Source organism: Pontibacillus sp. HN14 (genome assembly GCF_021129245.1).
GTDB lineage: Bacteria > Bacillota > Bacilli > Bacillales > BH030062 > Pontibacillus.
This window is the reverse complement of record NZ_JAJOLR010000001.1, coordinates 117818-138644: the sequence shown is the minus strand read 5'-3', so window position 1 is coordinate 138644 and position 20827 is coordinate 117818. Positions and strand designations below refer to the sequence as shown.

19 protein-coding genes and 1 riboswitch are annotated in these 20827 nt (G+C 44.7%); of the genes, 5 read left to right on the top strand and 14 right to left on the bottom strand.

All coding sequences use genetic code 11. From position 1 onward, the window contains the following. Nucleotides 1-510: 510 nt before the first annotated feature. The 4 genes from LQ226_RS00715 to LQ226_RS00700 form a co-directional block, all read right to left on the bottom strand. The gene (locus LQ226_RS00715; protein ID WP_231415808.1) at nt 511-2004 is read right to left on the bottom strand and encodes an MDR family MFS transporter; all 1494 of its coding nucleotides are present in this window, start codon (nt 2002-2004) and stop codon (nt 511-513) included. 105 nt (nt 2005-2109) lie between these two features. Further along, on the bottom strand, nt 2110-2427 hold the full coding sequence (locus LQ226_RS00710) for a DMT family transporter (protein WP_231415806.1): 318 nt from the start codon (nt 2425-2427) through the stop codon (nt 2110-2112). Next, nucleotides 2427-2774 carry a DMT family transporter gene (locus LQ226_RS00705; protein ID WP_231415804.1) on the bottom strand — a complete coding sequence of 116 codons (348 nt, stop codon included), beginning with the start codon at nt 2772-2774 and terminating at the stop codon, nt 2427-2429. Before LQ226_RS00705 ends, LQ226_RS00710 begins: the two co-directional genes overlap by 1 nt. Next, nucleotides 2774-3370, bottom strand: a complete 597-nt coding sequence (locus LQ226_RS00700) for a TetR/AcrR family transcriptional regulator (protein ID WP_231415802.1) — start codon at nt 3368-3370, stop codon at nt 2774-2776. Before LQ226_RS00700 ends, LQ226_RS00705 begins: the two co-directional genes overlap by 1 nt. A 150-nt stretch (nt 3371-3520) precedes the next feature. Here LQ226_RS00700 and LQ226_RS00695 point away from each other — a divergent pair, with 150 nt between their 5' ends. Further along, entirely contained in the window at nt 3521-4213 is a 693-nt protein-coding gene (locus LQ226_RS00695; protein WP_231415801.1) for a metal-dependent hydrolase, read from the top strand. Nucleotides 4214-4258: 45 nt separating this feature from the next. On the opposite strand, the gene LQ226_RS00690 is transcribed toward LQ226_RS00695, so the two are convergent. Both LQ226_RS00690 and LQ226_RS00685 read right to left on the bottom strand, forming a co-directional pair. Next, on the bottom strand, nt 4259-4675 hold the full coding sequence (locus LQ226_RS00690; protein ID WP_231415800.1) for a universal stress protein: 417 nt from the start codon (nt 4673-4675) through the stop codon (nt 4259-4261). 132 nt (nt 4676-4807) lie between these two features. After that, the gene (locus LQ226_RS00685; protein WP_231415799.1) at nt 4808-5680 is read right to left on the bottom strand and encodes a glycoside hydrolase family 191 protein; all 873 of its coding nucleotides are present in this window, start codon (nt 5678-5680) and stop codon (nt 4808-4810) included. Between the two features lie 38 nt (nt 5681-5718). Then, a riboswitch (cyclic di-GMP riboswitch) is annotated at nt 5719-5805 on the bottom strand. Between the two features lie 166 nt (nt 5806-5971). On the opposite strand from LQ226_RS00685, the gene rlmN reads away from it, so the two are divergent. The 3 genes from rlmN (at nt 5972) to LQ226_RS00670 (ending at nt 9243) form a co-directional block, all read left to right on the top strand. Next, nucleotides 5972-7057: a dual-specificity RNA methyltransferase RlmN gene (gene rlmN / locus LQ226_RS00680; RefSeq protein ID WP_231415798.1), complete on the top strand. Its 1086-nt coding sequence runs from the start codon at nt 5972-5974 to the stop codon at nt 7055-7057. Between the two features lie 126 nt (nt 7058-7183). Beyond that, entirely contained in the window at nt 7184-7789 is a 606-nt protein-coding gene (locus LQ226_RS00675) for a TetR/AcrR family transcriptional regulator (RefSeq protein ID WP_231415797.1), read from the top strand. A 35-nt stretch (nt 7790-7824) separates the two neighbouring features. Then, nucleotides 7825-9243 carry an MDR family MFS transporter gene (locus LQ226_RS00670; protein ID WP_231415796.1) on the top strand — a complete coding sequence of 473 codons (1419 nt, stop codon included), beginning with the start codon at nt 7825-7827 and terminating at the stop codon, nt 9241-9243. A 567-nt stretch (nt 9244-9810) separates the two neighbouring features. Here LQ226_RS00670 and LQ226_RS00665 read toward each other — a convergent pair. The 8 genes from LQ226_RS00665 to LQ226_RS00630 form a co-directional block, all read right to left on the bottom strand. Then, complete coding sequence (locus LQ226_RS00665; protein WP_231415795.1) at nt 9811-10833, bottom strand: DUF2332 domain-containing protein; 1023 nt, start codon at nt 10831-10833, stop codon at nt 9811-9813. 138 nt (nt 10834-10971) lie between these two features. Next, complete coding sequence (locus tag LQ226_RS00660; RefSeq protein ID WP_231415794.1) at nt 10972-11277, bottom strand: hypothetical protein; 306 nt, start codon at nt 11275-11277, stop codon at nt 10972-10974. A 159-nt stretch (nt 11278-11436) separates the two neighbouring features. After that, nucleotides 11437-13428: an FtsX-like permease family protein gene (locus tag LQ226_RS00655; RefSeq protein WP_231415793.1), complete on the bottom strand. Its 1992-nt coding sequence runs from the start codon at nt 13426-13428 to the stop codon at nt 11437-11439. Further along, entirely contained in the window at nt 13418-14185 is a 768-nt protein-coding gene (locus LQ226_RS00650) for an ABC transporter ATP-binding protein (protein ID WP_231417537.1), read from the bottom strand. The genes LQ226_RS00655 and LQ226_RS00650 overlap by 11 nt, the downstream gene beginning before the upstream one ends. Before the next feature lie 147 nt (nt 14186-14332). Beyond that, complete coding sequence (locus LQ226_RS00645; RefSeq protein WP_231415792.1) at nt 14333-15343, bottom strand: sensor histidine kinase; 1011 nt, start codon at nt 15341-15343, stop codon at nt 14333-14335. Continuing rightward, nucleotides 15340-16014: a response regulator transcription factor gene (locus LQ226_RS00640; protein WP_231415791.1), complete on the bottom strand. Its 675-nt coding sequence runs from the start codon at nt 16012-16014 to the stop codon at nt 15340-15342. Before LQ226_RS00640 ends, LQ226_RS00645 begins: the two co-directional genes overlap by 4 nt. 154 nt (nt 16015-16168) lie before the next feature. Beyond that, entirely contained in the window at nt 16169-17386 is a 1218-nt protein-coding gene (locus LQ226_RS00635) for a NupC/NupG family nucleoside CNT transporter (RefSeq protein WP_231415790.1), read from the bottom strand. A 552-nt stretch (nt 17387-17938) separates the two neighbouring features. After that, nucleotides 17939-19441, bottom strand: a complete 1503-nt coding sequence (locus LQ226_RS00630; RefSeq protein ID WP_231415789.1) for a UDP-N-acetylmuramoyl-L-alanyl-D-glutamate--2,6-diaminopimelate ligase — start codon at nt 19439-19441, stop codon at nt 17939-17941. 181 nt (nt 19442-19622) lie between these two features. On the opposite strand from LQ226_RS00630, the gene LQ226_RS00625 reads away from it, so the two are divergent. Beyond that, entirely contained in the window at nt 19623-20366 is a 744-nt protein-coding gene (locus tag LQ226_RS00625) for an SDR family NAD(P)-dependent oxidoreductase (RefSeq protein WP_231415788.1), read from the top strand. Nucleotides 20367-20827: the final 461 nt, after the last annotated feature.

The following is a 20827-nucleotide window of genomic DNA, read 5'->3' as shown; positions in this document are numbered from 1 at the left end:
TGATCTTCCTCTTGAGCTGTCATTTTTCCTGCTTGAGCCATTACTCGCTGAACTTAAGCCAGTTCCACTACCTCTTGAGCCGTGCTCGTCCCGCTCGAGCCGTTACGTCCCGAACTTGAGCCGTCCACCCCAGCTGCGCTCAGCCGCCTGATCGCCCGGCGCCCCGGGCGGCGGGGCTTGAGCCGGTTCCCCTCTCACTTGAGCCATGCTCACTCCACTTGAGCCGTCTGCCACGAACTTGAGCCGTTGATCTTCCTCTTGAGCTGTCATTTTCCCCTCTTGAGCCGTTACTCGCTGAACTTAAGCCAGTTCCACTACCTCTTGAGCCGCCCATCCCGAACTTAAGCCGCTTCTCCCACTTGAGCCGTCCAGCACCGAACTTGAGCCGTCGCACCTCAACTCGGGCCGCGCTTCTCCCACTTGAGCCGTCCGCCGACCCAAACTCACCCCATCCTCCCAAAACAAAAAAAGCAGCCCCATCCATTCAAGGGACTGCTTCCACTAAATCTTCTATTTAACCGCTTCTGCCTGAACGTCTGAAGACTCTTCCTGCTCAGGGGCAGCACGCTGCACAAATAACGTGACGATAAAGGCTGCGATTGCGAAGAAGAAGACGATCCAGTAAACGAGCTCCACTCCGGAAACTAAGGCTTCTGCTTGAGTACCGGCTGTGGTTGGATTTGCTGCTCCTTCGAGATACGCATTTTTACGGGAAGTCATGATTCCGATGAATACAGAAATCCCGATTGCGCCTGAGACAGGTTGTAACGTATTCATAATCGCCGTTCCGTGCGGGTACAGATGTTTCGGCAATTGATTTAAACCGTTTGTCTGTGCTGGCATCATGATCGCAGATACAGAAAGCATCAGAAGAAGGTAGCAGACGACTATGTAAGGAATCGATGTATCTAGACCGATACGGCTGTAGGCAAACATCGTTCCGCTTAACACAATCGTAGCTGGAATCATCAGCTTTCTTGGCCCGAATTTATCAAATAGTTTCCCCATGATCGGTGACATAAGACCGTTTAGCAGAGCACCTGGTAACAAGACAAGGCCTGCCGTCGCTGCTTCAAGTCCTAATGCTCCTTGCATATACATCGGTAGGATGATTTCTGAGGAGAACATGGAGACCATGATAATAACAAACATCGTTAGTCCGAGTGTGAACATCGGATAACGGAATACGCGAACGTCTAGAATCGGTTCGTCTAGCTTCAGCTGTCTGATGGTAAACAAAATCAGCGCAACGACTCCGATGATAATCGAAAGGTAAACTTTCGGAGCAAGGAAGCCTGCGTCTCCTTCTCCTGCTAAGCTAAATCCTAACACGACGCCGCCGAAACCGATCGTTGATAGGACAATGGAGAATAGATCTAACTTTGGCTTAGTCACTTCTCCTACATTTCGAAGGAACTTAAGGGCGAAAGCAATGGAGAATAGCGCAAACGGAATAACCGTGATGAATAAATATCTCCAGCCCAGGTGTTCAACGATGATACCTGAAAGCGTTGGGCCGATCGCCGGTGCGAACATAATGACAAGCCCGACCGTTCCCATCACCGCACCGCGCCGTTCCGGTGGGAAGATTAACAAGAACGTATTGAAGATGATCGGGATCAGGATTCCTGTTCCGACCGCTTGTAACAAACGTCCCGCCAACAAAACAGCGAACGTAGGAGCGATCGCACAAATGGCCGTACCAATCGTGAAGATCGTCATCGTTCCAATAAACATTTTTCTTGTCGTAAATGATTGAATTAATAATGCCGAAATCGGAGTCATAATTCCCATGACAAGCATAAACCCTGTCGCCATCCATTGTACCGTTGGCTCAGATATTGAGAAACGATCCATGAGTGTCGTCAGGGCAATGTTGAGTAACGTTTCATTTAATATCGCAAAAAACGCCCCGATAATCAGCGTGATCATCACGGGCATGACTTTAAAATTCGGATCATTGGCCAGAAACTCATAGCGCTCGTTTTGTTTCGTTTCGTCCATGATGTCGTGTCTCCTTTATTCGAATAGATTCCAAGTTGTTATTGTAACCTATTTTGATACTTTTGTGTTCCCTCACGCCTTCACAGAACTAAAAATTTTATCAGTCTAAGCTGTGGTTACTTTCAACCCAACAATCCCGATTACAATCATTGAAATAAACAAGAGTCTGAGCCATTCTTTTGATTCACGGAAGAAGATCATTCCGATTACAACCGTCCCAATTGAACCGATCCCGGTCCAGACACCATACGCTGTTCCAATTGGAAGTGTCTCAATGGCTTTTGATAACAAATAAAAGTTAATCACACCTGCCACGAGCATTAAGAAGACGTACCCTTTCTTCTTAAACCCATCGGTCATCTTCAAAAATGTCACGCCTGAAACTTCTGCTATCCCTGCAAAAATTAACTGAATCCATGCCATTAGTGGCTCACCTCACTTCCTTCTGTCTCTTCTTTCTCGGTCACTTTAAGCCCTAATATTCCTGTTAATAGAATGAGAATGAAGAACACTTTCATCACACTGACCAATTCTGGATTCATTATAAATTCAACCGTCACAGCACCGACCGTACCGATCCCTGTAAAGACGGCGTAGGCTGTACCTACTGAAATAAATTCCATCGCTTTCGAGAAAATAAAAAAACTTATCACAAGCAGAATAACCGTTGCCACACTGGGGACCAGTACGGTGAATCCCTCTGATTGCTTCATCGTAAAGATCCAAATGATTTCAAGAAGTCCAGCTACAATTACATATGTCCAACCCATTAGTCCCCCTCCTTCTCTATTGGAGCAAACGCACGCCACGTCATGGCTTTAACCGCTTCTACCCGCTTATTAAATTCGGCCTCATCATAATAGCTGTACTCGACAAAGAGGCCATCTAGGACACAATTAATCATGGCAACGCCTGTCTCTCCATCCACTTCTCTTATTTCTCCTGAGTGAATCGCTGCGTCTAAATCCATTTTGATCATCTCGTTAAATTCTTCTTCATATTCGAGTAGCTTGGCTTTTAGTCCCTCTTTAAACGCTTCAGGAGGAAACATCGTCATCCGTCTCCACAGATTCGCATTAACATCTTTCTCTTTATAGAACTGAACATGCTGATCCATCATAAAGTGAAATCGCTCACGGAACGGAAGGTGTTCAACATCTTTCATCCCTCGCGATAACTTCGCAATTTCTTCCTGGTAGGCACCGTCAATGACGGCCCAGAATATCTCTTCTTTATTTTTAAAATGTGAATAAATCGAAGCCTTCTTCATGCCGACCCGCTCTGCCAATTCTGAAAGAGCCGTTCCCTCATAACCTTTGTTCGAGAACAAATACAGGGCTTCAGTTAAAATTTTATCTTTACTCATTGTGAACCTCCTCGCTACCTAACGTTCGGTAGTTAAATTATATCTAGTTCCTTTATTTCGGTCAACCCTCTCCTATTAAAGGTTTAGATTAGAGACGAATCGGTTAACACCTTAAAGATACAATATCCTAAAAAAAGGACGTACATGCTTATGACACAGCTACTCGTGAACCACATCCCTTCAACTTTGATGCACATCACAACAGCAATGGTTTTGACTCACCTTCTTTTCTATAAGAAAGAAATGTCGTACAAAAGGCGTCTATTAATGGTCGTATCTGGTGCTGTTATTGTCCTTTTAATCGATGTACCGAAATTAATGGACATAATCTTCACCCATTCCCTTTTCTTCTTACCCATCACGAGTTTCATCATCGCCCTTTTGGTCAAAAAGATCTTCCCTTTTTCCCTTATCAGGAGATGGATCGGGCTCGGGGTCGTTCTTCTCTTAGCGGGTATTGGAGTAGATTATCTCGGCAACGGTGCCCACCTTTTCTATCCGCTACATAAGCAAAATGTGGCGTATTCGGTTATCAAAAGGGACCTATGGCTTCTTGGCGGCATGATGTTACTCACCCTTTTCTCCTTATCTCAAAAGCTCTATGGGTGGAAATGGGTGTGGAGTGGACTTCTCATTCTAGTCCTTCTGTTAGGCGGAAAAGTGTACACGAAACACCAGCTAGAGAAGACCTTAGATGAACGGTATGAGGAAGAAAACATTATCCGGATCACCACCGAACCGATTCCTTACGTAGGATACAAGTGGCGATTCACGCTTTATTCTCAAGATCAGATCACGTACGGGAAAGCTGTCGGTGGCGACATTTCAGAATTACATGAATAAAAAAAGCCACTCTTCTTGAACAAAAGAGTGGCTTACCTTTTGGCTTTATTTAATGACCATAACCGGTGCGTCCACGCGCTTAACCACTTTGTGGCTGACGCTACCTAGGATCATTTCTTGAAGGGCGTTATGGCCGCGGCTTCCGATCACGACGCAATCGTAGTTGTTGTCGTTTGCGAAGTTAACGATTGTTGGGCCTGGTTCGCCGTGAAGGATATTTGTTTCAAATGAAACGCCTTCTTGTTCTAATACTTCCTGCACGGCTCTTGTTTTTTCTTTTCGTTTTAAATCGATCTCATACTCCGTCATATTGTGGAGCACGTCTTCTTTTGATTTGTTTCCGTCTATCACAAAAACAATATCAACTGTTCCGCCGAACTGATTGGCTAAAGCTGACGCATGCTTGGCAGAACGCACGGAGTGTTCAGATCCATCTGTTGCGAGTAAGATTCGTTTGTACATTGGATTCACCCTTCTCGTTTACTAGTTTAATGATTAGACCTTCCCCCATGCTAGCAGTCCTTTAGAGCCGGCGTAAATGATAGACTCTCAGCCATTACACAAAAAAGCCCGGGGTTTACCCCCAGGCCGATTCTAACGCTTCGTTAAAAAGGAAGCACCGCTTGTCCATTGATCGTAACTGTCTTGTTCGTACGTATGAATAAACCCGTAGCGATGGGCCAGGCCTGAACTTCTCTCCCATTCTTTAAATGCAACAGTAAACACTTGAACGCCTTGCTTGTCCTTAATCTTTTGTAACTGCTGGATCTTATTTTGAGCCCATTCGTCCTGGCTTACAATCGAGTGATCAAAGCTCTCCCACATAATTCCGTCCACATAAGGAGCTGTCGCTTCCGCAAGCGTATCAAAGCCCCAATTTTGCACGATGGGAAGATTCTTGTACTGCTCCTTAATTTTCTTTAAGAATGAGACCATAGCAGCTCGCTGCTTCTTTAAGATATCCGGCTTGTCCCAAAATTCATTATCGATATCTCCGACTGTATCTAAGAAAAGGCCGTCAAATTGTTTCCCTATTATATGTTGATTGATTTCTTTATGAACGATCGCTTGATAATGCTTAGAGGTAAAATCCATTAAGTAAGACTTCCACTCTGGGTAAAAAACCTTCTTCCCGTTTCTCTTGTAAAAGTCTTCTTCTTTTAATTCCTTCATTAATGCTTGATTCCATTCCGCTATTTCCATCGTAGTGATGTAACCAAGTACCATGGTTCCGGCAGATTGAATGCGCTGAATCTGTTCTTTTCTATAATGATAAGGTTCTAGTATGACTAGATCATATGCTTTCATTTCGTTGATAACCTCAGGCGTAGGCGCGCCGTAAAAGATCTGATACGTTTCAATCCCTTTAAAGGGCTGGTTCATTTCTTCACCTTCTTTTGCTAAAGATGGCACGGCAAATCCTAGCGACAGAGATACTAATAGAAGACAAACGACAACCTTTTTCATTAATAATCCCTCCGTAAATATACGTGAGGGATGGGTGGCTTCGCAGACTGGCGATCGGTACGGATTTCCGTCGACGACCCATGTCTTTGCGCCCTTGCCTTTCGACAGGTTTGCCCATCACCAAGTATAATGTTTTGATCTACTTCTATTTTATGTCATAATAGACAATTGCACAATTTAGAACACCCTACAAATTGACTCAAAATTATGATAGTTCACTTGCTGGTTGTTTACAGCGCGCAAATGGACTACTATAGGAATAGCGATTTTTTTAAAAGGAGTTTACAATATATGAAACAATCCATTTACGGATTAACGTTTGACCAACTGACGGATTGGATTTTGGAACATGGTGAGAAGAAGTTCCGCGCCAAGCAAGTATGGGACTGGCTGTACCAAAAGCGCGTAACGGAATTCTCTCAAATGAAAAACGTCAACCAGTCTTTGATTGATCTGTTAGACGAACATTTCACCCTCGGAACACTGGCTGAAGAGATCAAACAGGAATCTCAGGACGGTACGATTAAATTTCTATTTAAACTTGAAGATGGCAACGTTATTGAGACTGTTCTTATGCGTTTCAACTACGGTCTTTCTGTTTGTGTAACGACACAGGTTGGCTGTAACATCGGGTGCTCCTTCTGCGCAAGCGGAATCCTGAGTAAGAGCCGTGACCTAACAAGCGGCGAGATTGTTGAGCAGATTATGCAGGTTCAGCACCACCTTGACCGCCAAGGGAAAGATGAGCGTGTAAGCCACATCGTCGTAATGGGAATTGGTGAACCGTTTGATAACTATGACCACCTAATGGACTTCCTAAGAGTCGTAAACGATCAGAAAGGTCTTTCTATCGGAGCTCGTCACATTACGGTCTCAACAAGTGGAATTGCACCGAAAATGTACGACTTTGCTGACGAAGGCATTCAAGTGAACTTAGCGCTATCAATTCACGCTCCAAATAATGACCTGCGCTCTAAGATTATGAAGATCAACAAAGCGTACCCGTTAGAGAAACTCATGCCTGCTATTGATTATTATCTAGAGAAGACGAACCGTCGTATTACGTTTGAGTATATCTTACTGAAAGATGTAAACGACCATAAAGAAGAAGCTGAACAGCTCGCGAACCTGCTGAAGGATAAACGTCATCTATCGTACGTGAACTTAATCCCGTACAACCCGGTAGCCGACCACCCTTACGACCGCAGTGAGAAAGAAGCGATCCTTACGTTCTATCAAACACTTATGGACCGCGGCATCAAATGCGGAGTTCGTACAGAGCACGGAACAGATATTGACGCAGCTTGTGGTCAGCTTCGCAGTAAGCAGATCGAGAAAGAAAAAGCACGTAAAAAGAAAAAACTTCAAAACAGTTAATGACACGAGGCCTTTAGTGCCTCGTGTTTTCATTTGCATTTTTGTTGACGAATGACACTCTGTCATATATAGTAGATCAAGTGCTTATGTGACACATTGTCACATGCGTGTGCAAGGAGGAGAAATATGCCGAAACCAACGTTTTATAACTTAAACGAAGAGAAAAGGGAAACGTTAATCGAGGCCGCCAAAGAAGAGTTTTCGAGAGTCTCTCTATATGACGCCTCCATATCAAATATTTTGAAGAAAGCCTGTATTCCAAGAGGCAGCTTCTATCAATATTTCGAAGATAAAGAAGATGCATTCTTTTACTTGTTAAATGAACATGCAAAAGATCAGCATGAACACTTCCTTCAGTGCTTGAAAACGCAAGATGGGGATTTATTTAAGGCGATGGCCGATTTATTTCAAACTGCGCTCGAACAGTCACAAGAAGAAGGACAGAACAACTATCTTCGGAATGTGCTGTTAAATAAAAACTATAAGATCGAGAAAGAAGTAACGAAGTACATTCGTAAGGAATCAAACGATTCTAGATTCACACAAGTGAGCCAGCTCGTAGATCTAGAAGGGTTAAATATTAAAAGCTCAGAACAGCTCTTCCACATCTTTGAAATTGTGATTGCGATCACCTTCCATAACCTGGTTCAGTGCATTGCAAATGATTACACACAAGAAGAAGCCATGGATAAATATCAAAAAGAAATCCGCATGATTCAAACTGGTCTTTGAGGATAAATTTCACTAAAAAGAAAGAAGGGAATACCGTGGACAACACGAAAGAAAACACTCAACAAGAAGAACCTATCAATAAAGTCCCGCTCATTATCGTGCTCTTATCGGGTGCATTCGCGGCCATTTTAAACCAAACCCTGCTTGCCACCGCACTGCCTAACATCATGGCAGACCTAAACTTAGAAGCGAGTACAGCTCAGTGGCTGACAACCATCTTCATGCTTGTAAACGGCGTTATGATTCCGATCACCGCCTTTTTAATTGGACGATTTACAACAAGAGGTCTCTTCCTAACAGCAATGGGCCTCTTCGCTCTTGGTACGTTAATCTGTGCCATCGCACCAAACTTCCCGCTATTAATGGTGGGACGGATCCTGCAGGCATCTGGGGCCGGAATCATTATACCTCTAATGCAGACGATCTTGTTTATGATCTTCCCAATCGAAAAACGCGGAGCTGCCATGGGAATGTTTGGCCTTGTCATTTCATTCGCTCCGGCGATCGGCCCGACTCTTTCAGGCTGGTTAGTGGATCAATACCCATGGAGAAGCTTATTTTATGTCATCTTACCGATTGTCATTATTGATTTCATTATTGCGTACTTTATCCTTAAAAACGTTACAAAACAGACGTTCCCTAAACTAGATGTTCTATCTATTATTTTATCAACAGCAGGTTTTGGCGGTATTCTTTACGCATTCAGTATTGCTGGTGGTGAACAAGGTTGGGGGAACTCACAAGTTTCTATTTCCATGGTCATTGGGGCTCTTAGTCTAACGTGGTTCATTTTGCGTCAAAGACGATTACACGAGCCAATCCTTGAATTTAGAGTCTTTCAATACAAAACGTTCACGCTCACAACAGCGCTTGGTATGGTTGTATTTATTGCCTTGATCGGTGCTTCTACCGTATTACCGTTATATATGCAACAAATGCTTGACTTTACGGCGTTAGAGTCTGGTTTAATGCTACTGCCTGGTGCTCTCATTATGGGCTTTAGTAACCCAATTACAGGACGTTTATTTGATAAATTTGGCGCGAAATGGTTGGCCATTATCGGGCTAATTATTCTGGTGGTTACAACATTTATGTTTACGAATTTAACCTCCGAGACATCCTTTATGTATCTAACCGTGGTGAATGCTTTCCGTATGTTAAGTGTTGCGCTTGTGATGATGCCAGTTACAACAGCTGGAATCAACCAACTTCCAGAACACCTCATCTCACACGGTACAGCGATGAATAACACAATGCGCCAAGTATCAGGTGCTGTCGGAACCGCTCTACTCGTTACGGTAATGAGTACAGCAGCTCGTCCAAGTAATGGAATTGAAGGGCTCGTACACGGCGTTAACGTTTCCTTCATCGTAGCTGGGATCTCAGCTATTATAGGACTTGTGTTGTCATTCTTTATTAAACGACCTAGTGAGTTAACGGCTTATAGAGTATAAGGAAAACCCCGAACTGTCTTTTTGACGGTTCGGGGTTTTTTGGTGGGGTTCTAGGGGGGGGAACTGATGCTTGGGGCGGGCGTTCCGATGCTTTGGGGCGGCGTTCCGACGCTTCGGGCGGGCGTTCCGATGCTTTGGTGTGGCGTTCGGACGCTTGGGGCGGGCGTGCCGATGCTTCGGGCGGGCGTTCCGACGCTTTGGGGCGGCGTTCGGACGCTTCGGGCGGGCGTTCCGACGCTTCGGGCGGGCGTTCCGACGCTTTTTGGCGGCGTCCGGACGCTTCGGGCGGGCGTTCCGGCGCTTTTTGGCGGCGTCCGGACGCTTCGGGCGGGCGTTCCGATGCTTAGGGCGGGCGTTCCGATGCTTTGGGGCGGGGTTCCGACGCTTGGGTCGGGCGTTCCGATGCTTTGGGGCGGCGTCCGGACACTTCGGGCGGGCGTTCCGACACTTTCTTCCGCTGTCCTGACACTTAAGACGCCCATCCCGACTCTTCAACCCAGCGTCCGGACACTCAAGCCAATCATCCCGCCCCCCCCCCTCTCCCACTCCTACAGAATCGCAGCTCTTTTACCCGTTTAGCTCCCAGTCAAACCACCGGCCATGACCATCTGTTTCACCAACAACTTCATGTGTCTCTACTCCTCCAATAATCGAATCAATATGAAGACGACGGTCGTTCATATTGTTATAGATATGAAACACATCGCGCTTCTCCCCTATAGCTCTAACGTGTTTCAGGAGTTCTCTTTTCTTTGTTTCAGGCAGTTGATTGGCAACGTGGGTGTGAAAGATGCATAGTGTCGTATTGGATGGTGTAAGGTTTGCTTGTTCTTGTAAGAGCGTGATGCCGTCTCCTTCGACTAGCGGAGGAGGAGATTTTATAAGCTCACGTGCGGCTTGTTCGAATTGTTGGCGTCGTTCGTGATGTTCAGGCCAGATAAGAGCTTTAAGCCAAAGCCTTTCTTCTTCATTTGTGATATCACTAATGTGCACATCTAATCCCACTCTTGCATGAACAGGTGGACTGCTTTTTAAAAGGGCTGGTTTATTTCCGTGGCGGACTTTTGCGGATAAGTAAAGTCTGGCCTCTTCATTGCCTACCCATTCATCTTCCCCATACGAATAAGCGTACTGATCAAACAATAGCTGTAAGCCTGCACTTGTGCCGATTTCGATGAGCGATAACGGAGTAGCTGTCCGTTTATAAATTTCACAGAAGACAGGATATAAATAAGCACAACGACGCACTTCATTTGTCTGGACGCGCTTTTCTTGCAATAGATCAATCAATGCTTCTCGATAGTCCATGCAAAAGGCTCGAAACACAGGATACACCTCTTCAACAGGCTCTGGTTCATCTGCAATGCTTGGATAAAAAGATTGCAATGCCTTCCCTTCTTCGTTTAACAATAAATAATGGACAGCACCAAAAAGTAAATTTGGTACTGGTTGTCCAACATTTGCGTGAGTAGCTAAATCTAAGAGATCCTCATCTTCTGCAATTTTTCTTGCAAGATGAGCGTATAGTGGGCTTGATCCATCACATTCTTGGTCTGCAAATTCGGTAAACCGTGTAGCTAACTGATTCATAATGGTCCTCCTCTACGAAATAGATGTAATCTGCCCTTTTAAATTATCACAAAAGGAAAAATGTGTAACACAAAAAGCCCCCGATGGATTCACCGGAGGTTCATACTTCGATTAAACAAACGAAGACAGGTACTCCCTTTAATACTCTTCCTCATCCGCAGTAATTTTCAGCCACCCAACAAACAATACGACTGGTAAAATCACCATGGAGAATCGGAGTATATAAAATTCTGTTAGTAAGCTAAAAATAATGATTGGCATTCCGATCATTATCGCAAGAGATGAAAATTTTGTGTAGCGAATCGACTGTTCTGAGATCTCGGGTTCCTCTTTATACATCCACCTCTGCCCCATCAGAACGCTCTCCTCAGGCTCGTAGTACGACCAAAGTAAGCAACCGTATAACGGAATCATGAATACGATACTGATAAATCCTTCAACCATGATTGAACCTCCCGTTTTAAAAATCCTGTACTCTTCCATACGATCCTAATAGGGAAAACGTTCCAAATTTAGCAAAAAAGTACCCTCAGCAAAAGCTAAGGGTACACTCTCGATATAAAAATAGGAGTCACGATAAAGGCTTCTACGTTTACCTCACCTTTATTTAACAATGGATTTGTAGCCGGAATACGTAGCTAGGAAGTAGCCTCCGTAAACGACCACGATAACGCCTGCTGTCATAAAGGATGGCAGAAGGACGCTTGTTTGACCCGCTGCAAGGAGGGCATCGTTGACCACTTTAATGCCGAATATTGAATGGACGATCGCGAGCGCCAAGGGCATCATGAAGTAAATAAATACTTGCCTAAAGATCGACTGGTGAATACCTTTTTGCGTTACGCCAATCTTTTTTAACATGGAGTAGCGCTCCATATTCTCACTTGCTTCTGATAATTGTTGCAGCGCAAGGATGGCAGCACTTGAAATCAGGAACACAATGCCAAGATAAACCCCGATATACACGACAACCGTTGAGGTCCCTGTTGATTGCTCATAGGCTTCTGTTTTTGTCATGCCGAGGACGTACGTGGGGATATCCTCTTGTGCGTTTAAGGCGGCATGAATCTCAGGAATCTCTTGGTCAGCAACCTCTTGTTTTCCTTCCTCATATTGCACATTAATCGTGACTGAGAACGGGGAGAGTTGTTCTGCCTCTTCATCTGGTAATACTGCTGTCATAAACTCTGTAGCTACCCCATCGGTTTTCGTTGAAACAACGCGCAGGCCTTCTTCAGCCACCGGGAAGGTTTCTCCTTTTATCTCAATCTGTGCATGTTCATTCGCGAACCGTTTAATCGGTTCTGTAAGATCAGTGCGATTTGTTAGAAGAAGCACCTCTTCCCCCTCAAGGGAGACGGGTTCTTCGCCTTGCATGCTAACTAGTTTCTCATAATCAGATCGTTTGATCACCTCAAGGTCCACTCCACGCTCCTGATCCAAGAATGTAGCAGCTGCGCCTGAGGCATAAGGCTGTAGATAGCTTCTGATACCCTGATCAGTTCGGTATCGATTATAAATAATCGTTTCGCCGTACTGATCGAGATCCATTTCTGTAAACAGAGAGTTTAGCTCATCAACTTCTCCGAGTCCTACAAAACCATAAAATGTAGCATCATACGGAGTCGTTTCGTCCAAATCTTTCTCTAAGCTTTCTTTCAAACTAAAGCCTGTTGATAACACCCCAATGGTAAAGAAGAGCATTAAGCAAATGATGGTCATAGAGATAAACGTTGAGTTTACCTTACTGTTGATCTGACGCAGCACGAACATATTGATGTGATGGTAGTAAAGTTTCTCGTTCTTCTTCAGCACCTTCAAGAGGAATCCTGACAAGGAGAAGAAGAATAGGAATGTCCCAACCGCACCAAGGCCGATACTCGTCCACATCAGCGTTGTATCGTGAAACAGGCCATACTTTAGCATAATGCCGTAAGCTACACCTAATAGAATAATGGAAAGGACAAAGACACTAATGGCCGTTGATGTTTTTCTGATCTTCATTTTCTGATTCTTCTTAGAAGCTGTCAGTAAATCGATCAATTTGTATCGGCTCATGATAACTACATTAAAGATCATAACGATAAAGAAAATGATGCCGAAATAAAGGATTGTCTTTAGCATCGCAGCAGTTGAGAAGACAAATTCATAAGCGTTCATATCGACCTTAAATAAAGCAGCCGTCAGAACGGATAACCCTTGTGACAGAAGCGTGCCAAGCCCGAGTCCGACAGCTAGAGAGATTAACCCAATAAGGAAAGTCTCCATAACAAGGATCCTCGAGATATGATACTTACTCATCCCGAGCGTCATGTACATACCTAGCTCTTTCTGGCGTCTTTTAATTAAGAACCGGTTAGCAAAGAGAATTAAAAAAGCGAGCACGACAGAGATAAAGACTGAAATCGCACCCATAATCCGCATCAGTTCATCGATCATATTCGACTGCGTATCGGACAAATCGAGCATCGCTTTCTGCGCTGAGATCGAATTAAAACTATAGAAGAGGCAGACCGCAAAAGTGATCGTTAAGAAATAGATCGCATAATCTTTGAAACTCCGTCTCACATTACGTAAGGAAAGTTTAAAATACATCGTCTGCGTCACCTCCGAGCAAGGTCACAACTTCCATAATTTTATTAAAAAACTCTTTTCTCGTGTCTGTCCCTTTTACTAGTTCATTAAAGATCTGACCGTCTTTAATAAATAAAATACGGTTCGCATAGCTTGCGGTGAACGCGTCATGGGTGACCATTAGAATCGTTGTCTTTAAGTCCTGATTCAGTTTCTCAAAGGACTCTAACAGTAGACGCGAAGACTTTGAATCAAGCGCTCCTGTCGGCTCATCAGCAAGCACTAGAGACGGATTCGTCACAATCGCCCTCGCAGAAGCAACGCGCTGCTTTTGACCACCGGACATCTCATAAGGAAACTTGTTTAACACCGACGAAATCTCTAATTTCTCTGCTGTTGTTTGTACCTTTGAAGCAATGTTAGAGGGCTTCTCTCCTTGAATCGTAAGAGCCAGCGCAATATTTTCAAAGGCTGTCAGCGTATCAAGTAGGTTGAAATCCTGAAAGATAAACCCTAGCTCGTCGCGACGGAATTTCTCCAGGTGTTTCTTCTTAAGCTTCGTAATATCTTGCCCATTGATCGTTATATTGCCCGTTGTGACGGTATCAATCGTAGAAATACAGTTCAGAAGCGTCGTTTTCCCGCTTCCTGAGGGTCCCATAATGCCCACAAAGTCCCCTTTCTCTACATCAAATGATAAGTCGTCGATTGCCTTTGTGACATTCCCCTTATTTCCGAAATACTTTTCAATATGTGAAGCATGCAAGATCGATGGCATCATAATCTCTCCCTTGTTGATTTCTGTGTCTATCATACAACCAGATCCCCAAGGATACCTATTGCTTTATATGACAAGAACCTTACACTTTTGTAAGGTTTCGTTGCCATACGAATCCTTTGAGACGACAAAAATGGAACCGCTCGATTACGATTCCATTAAGAACACTTTGCTTTTGGGGAAGATGAGATGCACCTTTGTCCCTTTCCCTTGCTCTGATTCAAGCTTCAAGCCTAAATGCAATTTATCAGCCAGGCGTTTACATAAATAGAGTCCCATACCTGTAGATTTGCTATACATCCGCCCATTCTCTCCTGTAAATCCTTTGTCAAACACACGACTGATATCCCGTTCTGAAATGCCGATTCCGTTATCTTCAAGCGTGAGAACGAGGCTGTTCTCTTGATGAGTCGTGTAGACCTTTAAGAACGGTTGATCAGAACGGATGTATTTCGTTGCATTGACAACGATCTGGTTCAACATAAACTCTACCCACTTTATGTCACTGTAGACCGTCTCATCCATTTCACCAATCTCTAACGAAATGCGGTTGTAAATAAACGCCTTCGCATTGCGCTTTGCAACCTTGTGAATGACTTCTTTTAAAGGGAACTCGCGTATCATATAATCTTCGCTGACATACCGACTTCTCGCGAAATATAACACCTGCTCGACAAAGCGTTCCGTTTTATCCAGCTCTTCTAAAATGCCTTGGTCGACATTCCGGTTCTGCCCCATCAATTTCGCCGACGCAATGGGCGTTTTAATCTCATGCACCCACATTTCGATATAATCCTGGTATTCCTCTTCTTCACGCTTGTAGAAGTTCACATGCTCATGCATCTGCTTGTATGCATCCTGAAACACATCGTGCACAATTTTCCCTTCTAAAAAAGAAGGCCGCTTAATTAACTCAGGCAACAGGTATTTCTTATCGAGAGACGCCTGCGCTTCAGCGAGCTCCTGGTAATACGTTCTCTTCTTAAGATAGTCGATCGCATACGAGAGCAGTAAAGGAACAAACCAAGCAAGACCCACAACAGCAATAAGACCAGGGCTCACGCGAATTTTCCAAAGAATGATACAAAAAACAGCGAAAAGAAAGAGATTCGTGACCAGGAAGACAAGCTTTTCCTTTATGTACGATTGAATATTCATGTTAGAACGTACCCCAGTCCTCTTCTCGTTTCAATTGGATTTCTCATACCAATCTGTTCGATCTTCTTCCGTAGGCGCGTCATATTAACCGACAGCGTATTATCATCTACAAAAATTTCAGATGACCATAAATACTCCATCAGCTGTTCTCTTGAAACAATGGTCCCCTTGTTCTCCATCATATAATGCAAGATTTGCAGTTCATTCTTCGTCAGGATCTGCTCTAGTCCTTGATAGCGAATAATCCCTTTGGCGACATCAAGCTCCATCCCTTCGTTCTGAAGCGTATGCGAACTCTGATTGGCATAGGCACGTTTCAACACGGCCTCGATTCGGGCCATAAGAATTTGCAGATTGTACGGCTTCGTCACGAAATCATCCGCTCCAAGATTCATACTCATTAACTCGTCCATTTCATTATCACGACTCGTGACGATAATGATCGGGACGTTTGATTGCTTTCGAATCTCCCGGCTAAGTGTATATCCATCAATGTATGGAAGATTAATATCTAGCAAAATCAGATCCGGATTGGCCTCTTGCACAGAAGGAAGGACACGCTGGAAGTCCGTGACTGCATCTACACGGTACCCCATATTGCCCACGTACTCCTGAAGCTCTTCTCGGATTCGTACTTCATCTTCTATGATTAAAATGTGATAAGGATTCATCTTCACCACTACCCTATTCCTAAAATTTCTTCTATGTAGAATATATAGAAAATCCGAAACTTACACAAACGTCTTTTATATAGAAAGGAACGTAAGACCTGACCCACTACTAAAAAAAGCACCCTCAGCAGAAGCCAAGGGTACTCCCTCTATTTTAAAATAAAAACATTCCTGCAATGCTTGCAGACAACAAGTTCGCAAGTGTCGCAGCAATAACCGCACGAAGTCCAAGATTGGCTACGTCTTTACGACGGTCTGGCGCCATTCCGCCCAACGCACCGATCTGCACGCCAATTCCTGACAGACTTCCGAAGCCTGTTAGAGCAAAAGTCGTTACGATCTCCGCTTTCGCACTTAGCTCACCCTTCACCTGGGCAAGACTGTCGAAGGCCACGAATTCATTCGTAACAATCTTCTGTCCAATGAAACTAGCAGCACGAGCCGCTTCATCCCACGGCACTCCTATTACAAAGGCAAGAGGTGCGAACACATAGCCTAACAGTTTCTCAAGGGTGATGGTGATCCCAACTACATCACCAGCCCAGCCAAGAATTCCATTTAATAAAGCGAGCAATGCAATAAATGAAAGGAGAATGGCGCCGATATTAACGGCAAGCTTAAGCCCTGTAATAGCACCATTTGCGATCGCATCGAATATGTTCGTCGTGTCACTTTCTTCTGGTGCCACTTCCTCCACTAATTCTTGTTTCGCCTCTGTTTCTGGTACAAATAACTTCGCAAGAACAAGCGCTGCAGGCGCGGCCATAAACGAGGCAGCGAGCAAGTACTCCACCTGAATGCCAAGGAGTGAATACCCTACGAGTGTTGAGCCGGCAATCGACGTGAAACCACCTGTCATCACAGCAAAGAGTTCTGATCTTGAAATCGTTGAGATAAACGGACGTATCAGCAGCGGAGCCTCTGTTTGCCCGACAAAAATATTCCCCGCTGCATTGATACTTTCAACCTTCGTCGTACCAAGTACTTTCGATAAGAATCCACCAATTAGCATAATTAATTTCTGCATAATCCCAAGGTGATACAAGACAGCAATAAGTGAACTAAAGAAGATAATGGTTGGCAATACTTGAAACGCAAACATCATTCCTATTCCCTCATGATTAATAAGAGGTCCGTATAGGAATTCAATTCCTTTTGTTGTATATCCGATTAAGTTATTGACAGCCCCGGACATATGCTGTAATATATTCTGTCCCCAACTTGTTTCGAATACGAGGAAAGCGAACAAGAGTTGAATACCCAGACCACCCAACACGGTCCGCCAATTGATCGCTTTCCGATTCGTAGAAAATAAAATCGCAATTAAGAAGATGGTAAGCATACCACCGATTCCCCAAAGTATGTTGTTCATGATGTTCTTCCCTCTTTCTAATCTTTCAAATGCATAAGTCCAATTTTAAAATCACATTTAAACAAATTACCACCATCCGAATGAGATTTCAAACCCTTTTTAAAACGTGCAATCGCTTACGGTTCCAAGAAGCCACTCGCGGCGCGCATAAAAAAATGCTTCACGGTAAACCGTGAAGCATTTTTTCTTGTTTTATTTAGTTGGGCGTGTTTTCTAATCGTGGTGGTGCGGGATCTAGATGTTGGGCATGCGGTTCTCGACGTCCCAGCGCGGATTCTAGACGTCGGCGGCGCTTTTCTCGACATGCCAGCGCGGATTCTAGACGTCGGCGGTGCTTTTCTCGACGTGCCAGCGCGGATTCTAGACGTCGGCGGTACGGTTCTCGACGTCCCAGCGCGGATTCTAGACGTCGGCGGTGCTTTTCTCGACATGCCAGCGCGGATTCTAGACGTCGGGCTTGCGGTTCTCGACGTGCGAACGAGAATTCTAGACGTCGGCGGTGCTTTTCTCGACGTCAAAACCCGGAATCTAGACGTCATCCCCTAATCTAATTTAAACCGTCTTCCGAAAACGGTAATCCTGATCGAAATAGGCGTTTACTACATCCATTTCTGAATAAGGAACTCGTTCGTCCCCTATAATCTGATAGCCTCCAAAGCCGATTCCGGTTAGAAGTACCAGGTCTCCTGGTTCTGCCAGGTCAAAGGCATGATGGATCGCGTCTTCGCGGTGAAGTTTTGAATGAATAGTAGGTGCATGTGGTTGCTTGAAGCCTTTTAACACATCATTCACGACCTCTTGGCGATCGGCATGGCCAGGCTGATCCACACTTACGATGATCTCATCCCCTATGCCTTCAGCGACCTCCGCCATTTGCGGGCGCTTCTTCGGATCCCTTAGACCTACTCCTGTAATCATTACAATTAACTTTCGGTGCGGAACTTGCTGCACAGTATTCAACACAGTCGCTAGTGCGTCCGGTGTATGAGCGTAATCGAGGACAATCTGGAAAGGCGCCTCATTCTGCACAAGCTGATAACGTCCTTCAGGACAAGTAATGCCCCATACCTCAGATAAAATCTCCTGAAGAGGATAGCCCATCTGGTAACAAGCCGCTATCGCAGCAAGTAAATTAGACACATTATACTCTCCAAAAATAGGTGCATCTACGCGATAATGAAGATCATCAAAGATGAGGGTGAAGGACGTCCCTTCGATTGTCGTGCGTATTTTATCTGCCCGGAAGTCAGCTGCTTCGTGCGTTCCATAGGTCATCAGGGAACCATCGAAACGCTCAATTAAAGAAGGTGACATTACCGGATCGTCGAGGTTTACTACGGCCCTTTTCGCCTGATCAAATAATTTCATTTTCGCTTCTTTATAGGCTTCCATTGTTCCATGAAATTCGAGGTGTTCAGGTGTCAGGTTTGTATGCACGGCTACATTGAAATCAATGCCGGCTAGGCGCTTCTGTTCAATCGCAATAGAAGTCGACTCAATAACCGCGGCTTTCAAATCACGCTGCTTGAAATAATCTAATACACGGTGAATATCCGGTGCTTCAGGAGTCGTTGGCACGGTTTGTTTAAAATCGGTTTTCTGTTGATCATCCCAAATGCCAGCTGTTCCAAGACAGCCTGTTTTACAAGATAGATTATTAAGCAGGGAATGTATAAATGTTGATACCGTCGTCTTCCCATTTGTTCCCGTTACCCCGATGGTGTATAACGATTCTGACGGAGAACCGAAAACAGCAGAGGAAACCTGAGCAAGAGCCAATCGGCTATCTTCCACCTTAATAAAACTAACAGAAGCGTATTTCTCAGAGTATGTACGTAGTCGTTCTAAATCTGTACCAATAATGGTCTTTGCTCCATTATGAATAGCTTGTTCTATAAAAAGGTGCCCATTGTGGTGCTCGCCGGCTATACACACAAACGCATCTTGATTTTGAATTTCGCGTGAATCATAAGTAACAGAGGAAATAACCTGGGATTCAGGGCCCCAAACGGTTCCATTTACTAGGTCCTCAAGCAGGTAATCGTTACTGTTCATGTCATCATCCTTTTACAATTATTTACTTCATCGTACTAAAGTGTTGCTTCTTCTCTCCCATTCCCTATAAAAATCTTGGTAAACATTTCTTAGCCTATTCATGCGGAAAAGAGGTTTATAAGTAGGTATTGAGTGGAAAATAGTGGGATGAAATATGTAATTTGAGAGGAGAGATTTTTCTATGAAACTACAGGATAAAGTAGCTGTTGTAACGGGAGGTTATACGGGAATTGGTGAGGCCGCAGTAAGAGACTTCTGTAAGAATGGAGCGAAAGTCGTCATTGCAGATGTAAATGAATGCGGAGAAGAGCTCGCAGGAGAACTGAACAATGAAGGGTATAAAACACGCTTTATTAAGACGGATGTTACAAAAGAAGAAGACATTAAGAACCTCGTTAACCAAACGGTGGATCAGTTTGGTTCTCTTGATATCTTATTTGCCAATGCCGGAATCGGAGATGCCACACCCGCACACGAATTGTCCTATGATTCATGGAAGAACTTAATGGATGTAAACATGAACGGCGTGTTCTTGGCTAACAAATATGCAATCGATCAAATGCTGAAACAAGAATCCGGAGGAGCGATCATTAATAACGCATCCATCCTTGGTCATGTAGGTCAACCAAACGTCACCTCCTATGCTGCCGCAAAAGGTGGCGTCGTCAACCTGACCCGCTCTCTCGGCGTGACGTACGCCCAAAACAAGATTCGTGTAAACGCCGTATGTCCTGGCTATGTAGAAACAGCCATCCTTGAAAATGCAGATGAAGACATGCGAAAAGGCTTAGTCAGCGCCCACCCAATCGGTCGCCTAGGCCAGCCTGAAGAAATCGCCAAAGCCGTCAGCTTCCTAGCAAGCGACGACGCCTCCTTCATGGTCGGAGCCAACCTCCTTGTAGACGGAGGATACACTGCGCAGTAGTAACAAAAGCGCAAGCCACCCGGGTAGCCCCGTATAGACTGGACCGTACCGCAGTGAGATAAAGGAAACACGGTGAGCCAGCGGCGAATCGATGTTGACTTATCGACCGGCGGTAAGGGAAGTCTACTAGGGGCTGGGTGGCTGGAGCTAGATGTCATCAAAAGCGCAAGCCACCCGGTTAGCCCCGTATAGGCTGGACCGTACCACAGTAAGATAAAGGAAACACGGTGAGCCAGCGGCGAATCGATGTTGACTTATCGACCGGCGGTAAGGGAAGTCTACTAGGGGCTGGGTGGCTGGAGCTAGATGTCATCAAAAGCGCAAGCCACCCGGGTAGCCCCGTATAGACTGGATCGTACCGCAGTGAGATAAAGGAAACTACAAAAAGGTCCGCCTCCCAATTCAGGAGACGGACCTTTTTTACTATGATCAAATCGTTAGCTAAAGAAAAAAACTTCCGA

What these genes read in the sequence shown, in the direction of transcription:
- LQ226_RS00715 (WP_231415808.1), bottom strand. Translation starts at nt 2,004, where the DNA reads ATGGACGAAACGAAACAAAACGAGCGCTATGAGTTTCTGGCCAATGAT.
- LQ226_RS00710 (WP_231415806.1), bottom strand. Translation starts at nt 2,427, where the DNA reads ATGGCATGGATTCAGTTAATTTTTGCAGGGATAGCAGAAGTTTCAGGC.
- LQ226_RS00705 (WP_231415804.1), bottom strand. Translation starts at nt 2,774, where the DNA reads ATGGGTTGGACATATGTAATTGTAGCTGGACTTCTTGAAATCATTTGG.
- LQ226_RS00700 (WP_231415802.1), bottom strand. Translation starts at nt 3,370, where the DNA reads ATGAGTAAAGATAAAATTTTAACTGAAGCCCTGTATTTGTTCTCGAAC.
- LQ226_RS00695 (WP_231415801.1), top strand. Translation starts at nt 3,521, where the DNA reads ATGACACAGCTACTCGTGAACCACATCCCTTCAACTTTGATGCACATC.
- LQ226_RS00690 (WP_231415800.1), bottom strand. Translation starts at nt 4,675, where the DNA reads ATGTACAAACGAATCTTACTCGCAACAGATGGATCTGAACACTCCGTG.
- LQ226_RS00685 (WP_231415799.1), bottom strand. Translation starts at nt 5,680, where the DNA reads ATGAAAAAGGTTGTCGTTTGTCTTCTATTAGTATCTCTGTCGCTAGGA.
- rlmN (WP_231415798.1), top strand. Translation starts at nt 5,972, where the DNA reads ATGAAACAATCCATTTACGGATTAACGTTTGACCAACTGACGGATTGG.
- LQ226_RS00675 (WP_231415797.1), top strand. Translation starts at nt 7,184, where the DNA reads ATGCCGAAACCAACGTTTTATAACTTAAACGAAGAGAAAAGGGAAACG.
- LQ226_RS00665 (WP_231415795.1), bottom strand. Translation starts at nt 10,833, where the DNA reads ATGAATCAGTTAGCTACACGGTTTACCGAATTTGCAGACCAAGAATGT.
- LQ226_RS00660 (WP_231415794.1), bottom strand. Translation starts at nt 11,277, where the DNA reads ATGGTTGAAGGATTTATCAGTATCGTATTCATGATTCCGTTATACGGT.
- LQ226_RS00655 (WP_231415793.1), bottom strand. Translation starts at nt 13,428, where the DNA reads ATGTATTTTAAACTTTCCTTACGTAATGTGAGACGGAGTTTCAAAGAT.
- LQ226_RS00650 (WP_231417537.1), bottom strand. Translation starts at nt 14,185, where the DNA reads ATGCCATCGATCTTGCATGCTTCACATATTGAAAAGTATTTCGGAAAT.
- LQ226_RS00645 (WP_231415792.1), bottom strand. Translation starts at nt 15,343, where the DNA reads ATGAATATTCAATCGTACATAAAGGAAAAGCTTGTCTTCCTGGTCACG.
- LQ226_RS00640 (WP_231415791.1), bottom strand. Translation starts at nt 16,014, where the DNA reads ATGAATCCTTATCACATTTTAATCATAGAAGATGAAGTACGAATCCGA.
- LQ226_RS00635 (WP_231415790.1), bottom strand. Translation starts at nt 17,386, where the DNA reads ATGAACAACATACTTTGGGGAATCGGTGGTATGCTTACCATCTTCTTA.
- LQ226_RS00630 (WP_231415789.1), bottom strand. Translation starts at nt 19,441, where the DNA reads ATGAACAGTAACGATTACCTGCTTGAGGACCTAGTAAATGGAACCGTT.
- LQ226_RS00625 (WP_231415788.1), top strand. Translation starts at nt 19,623, where the DNA reads ATGAAACTACAGGATAAAGTAGCTGTTGTAACGGGAGGTTATACGGGA.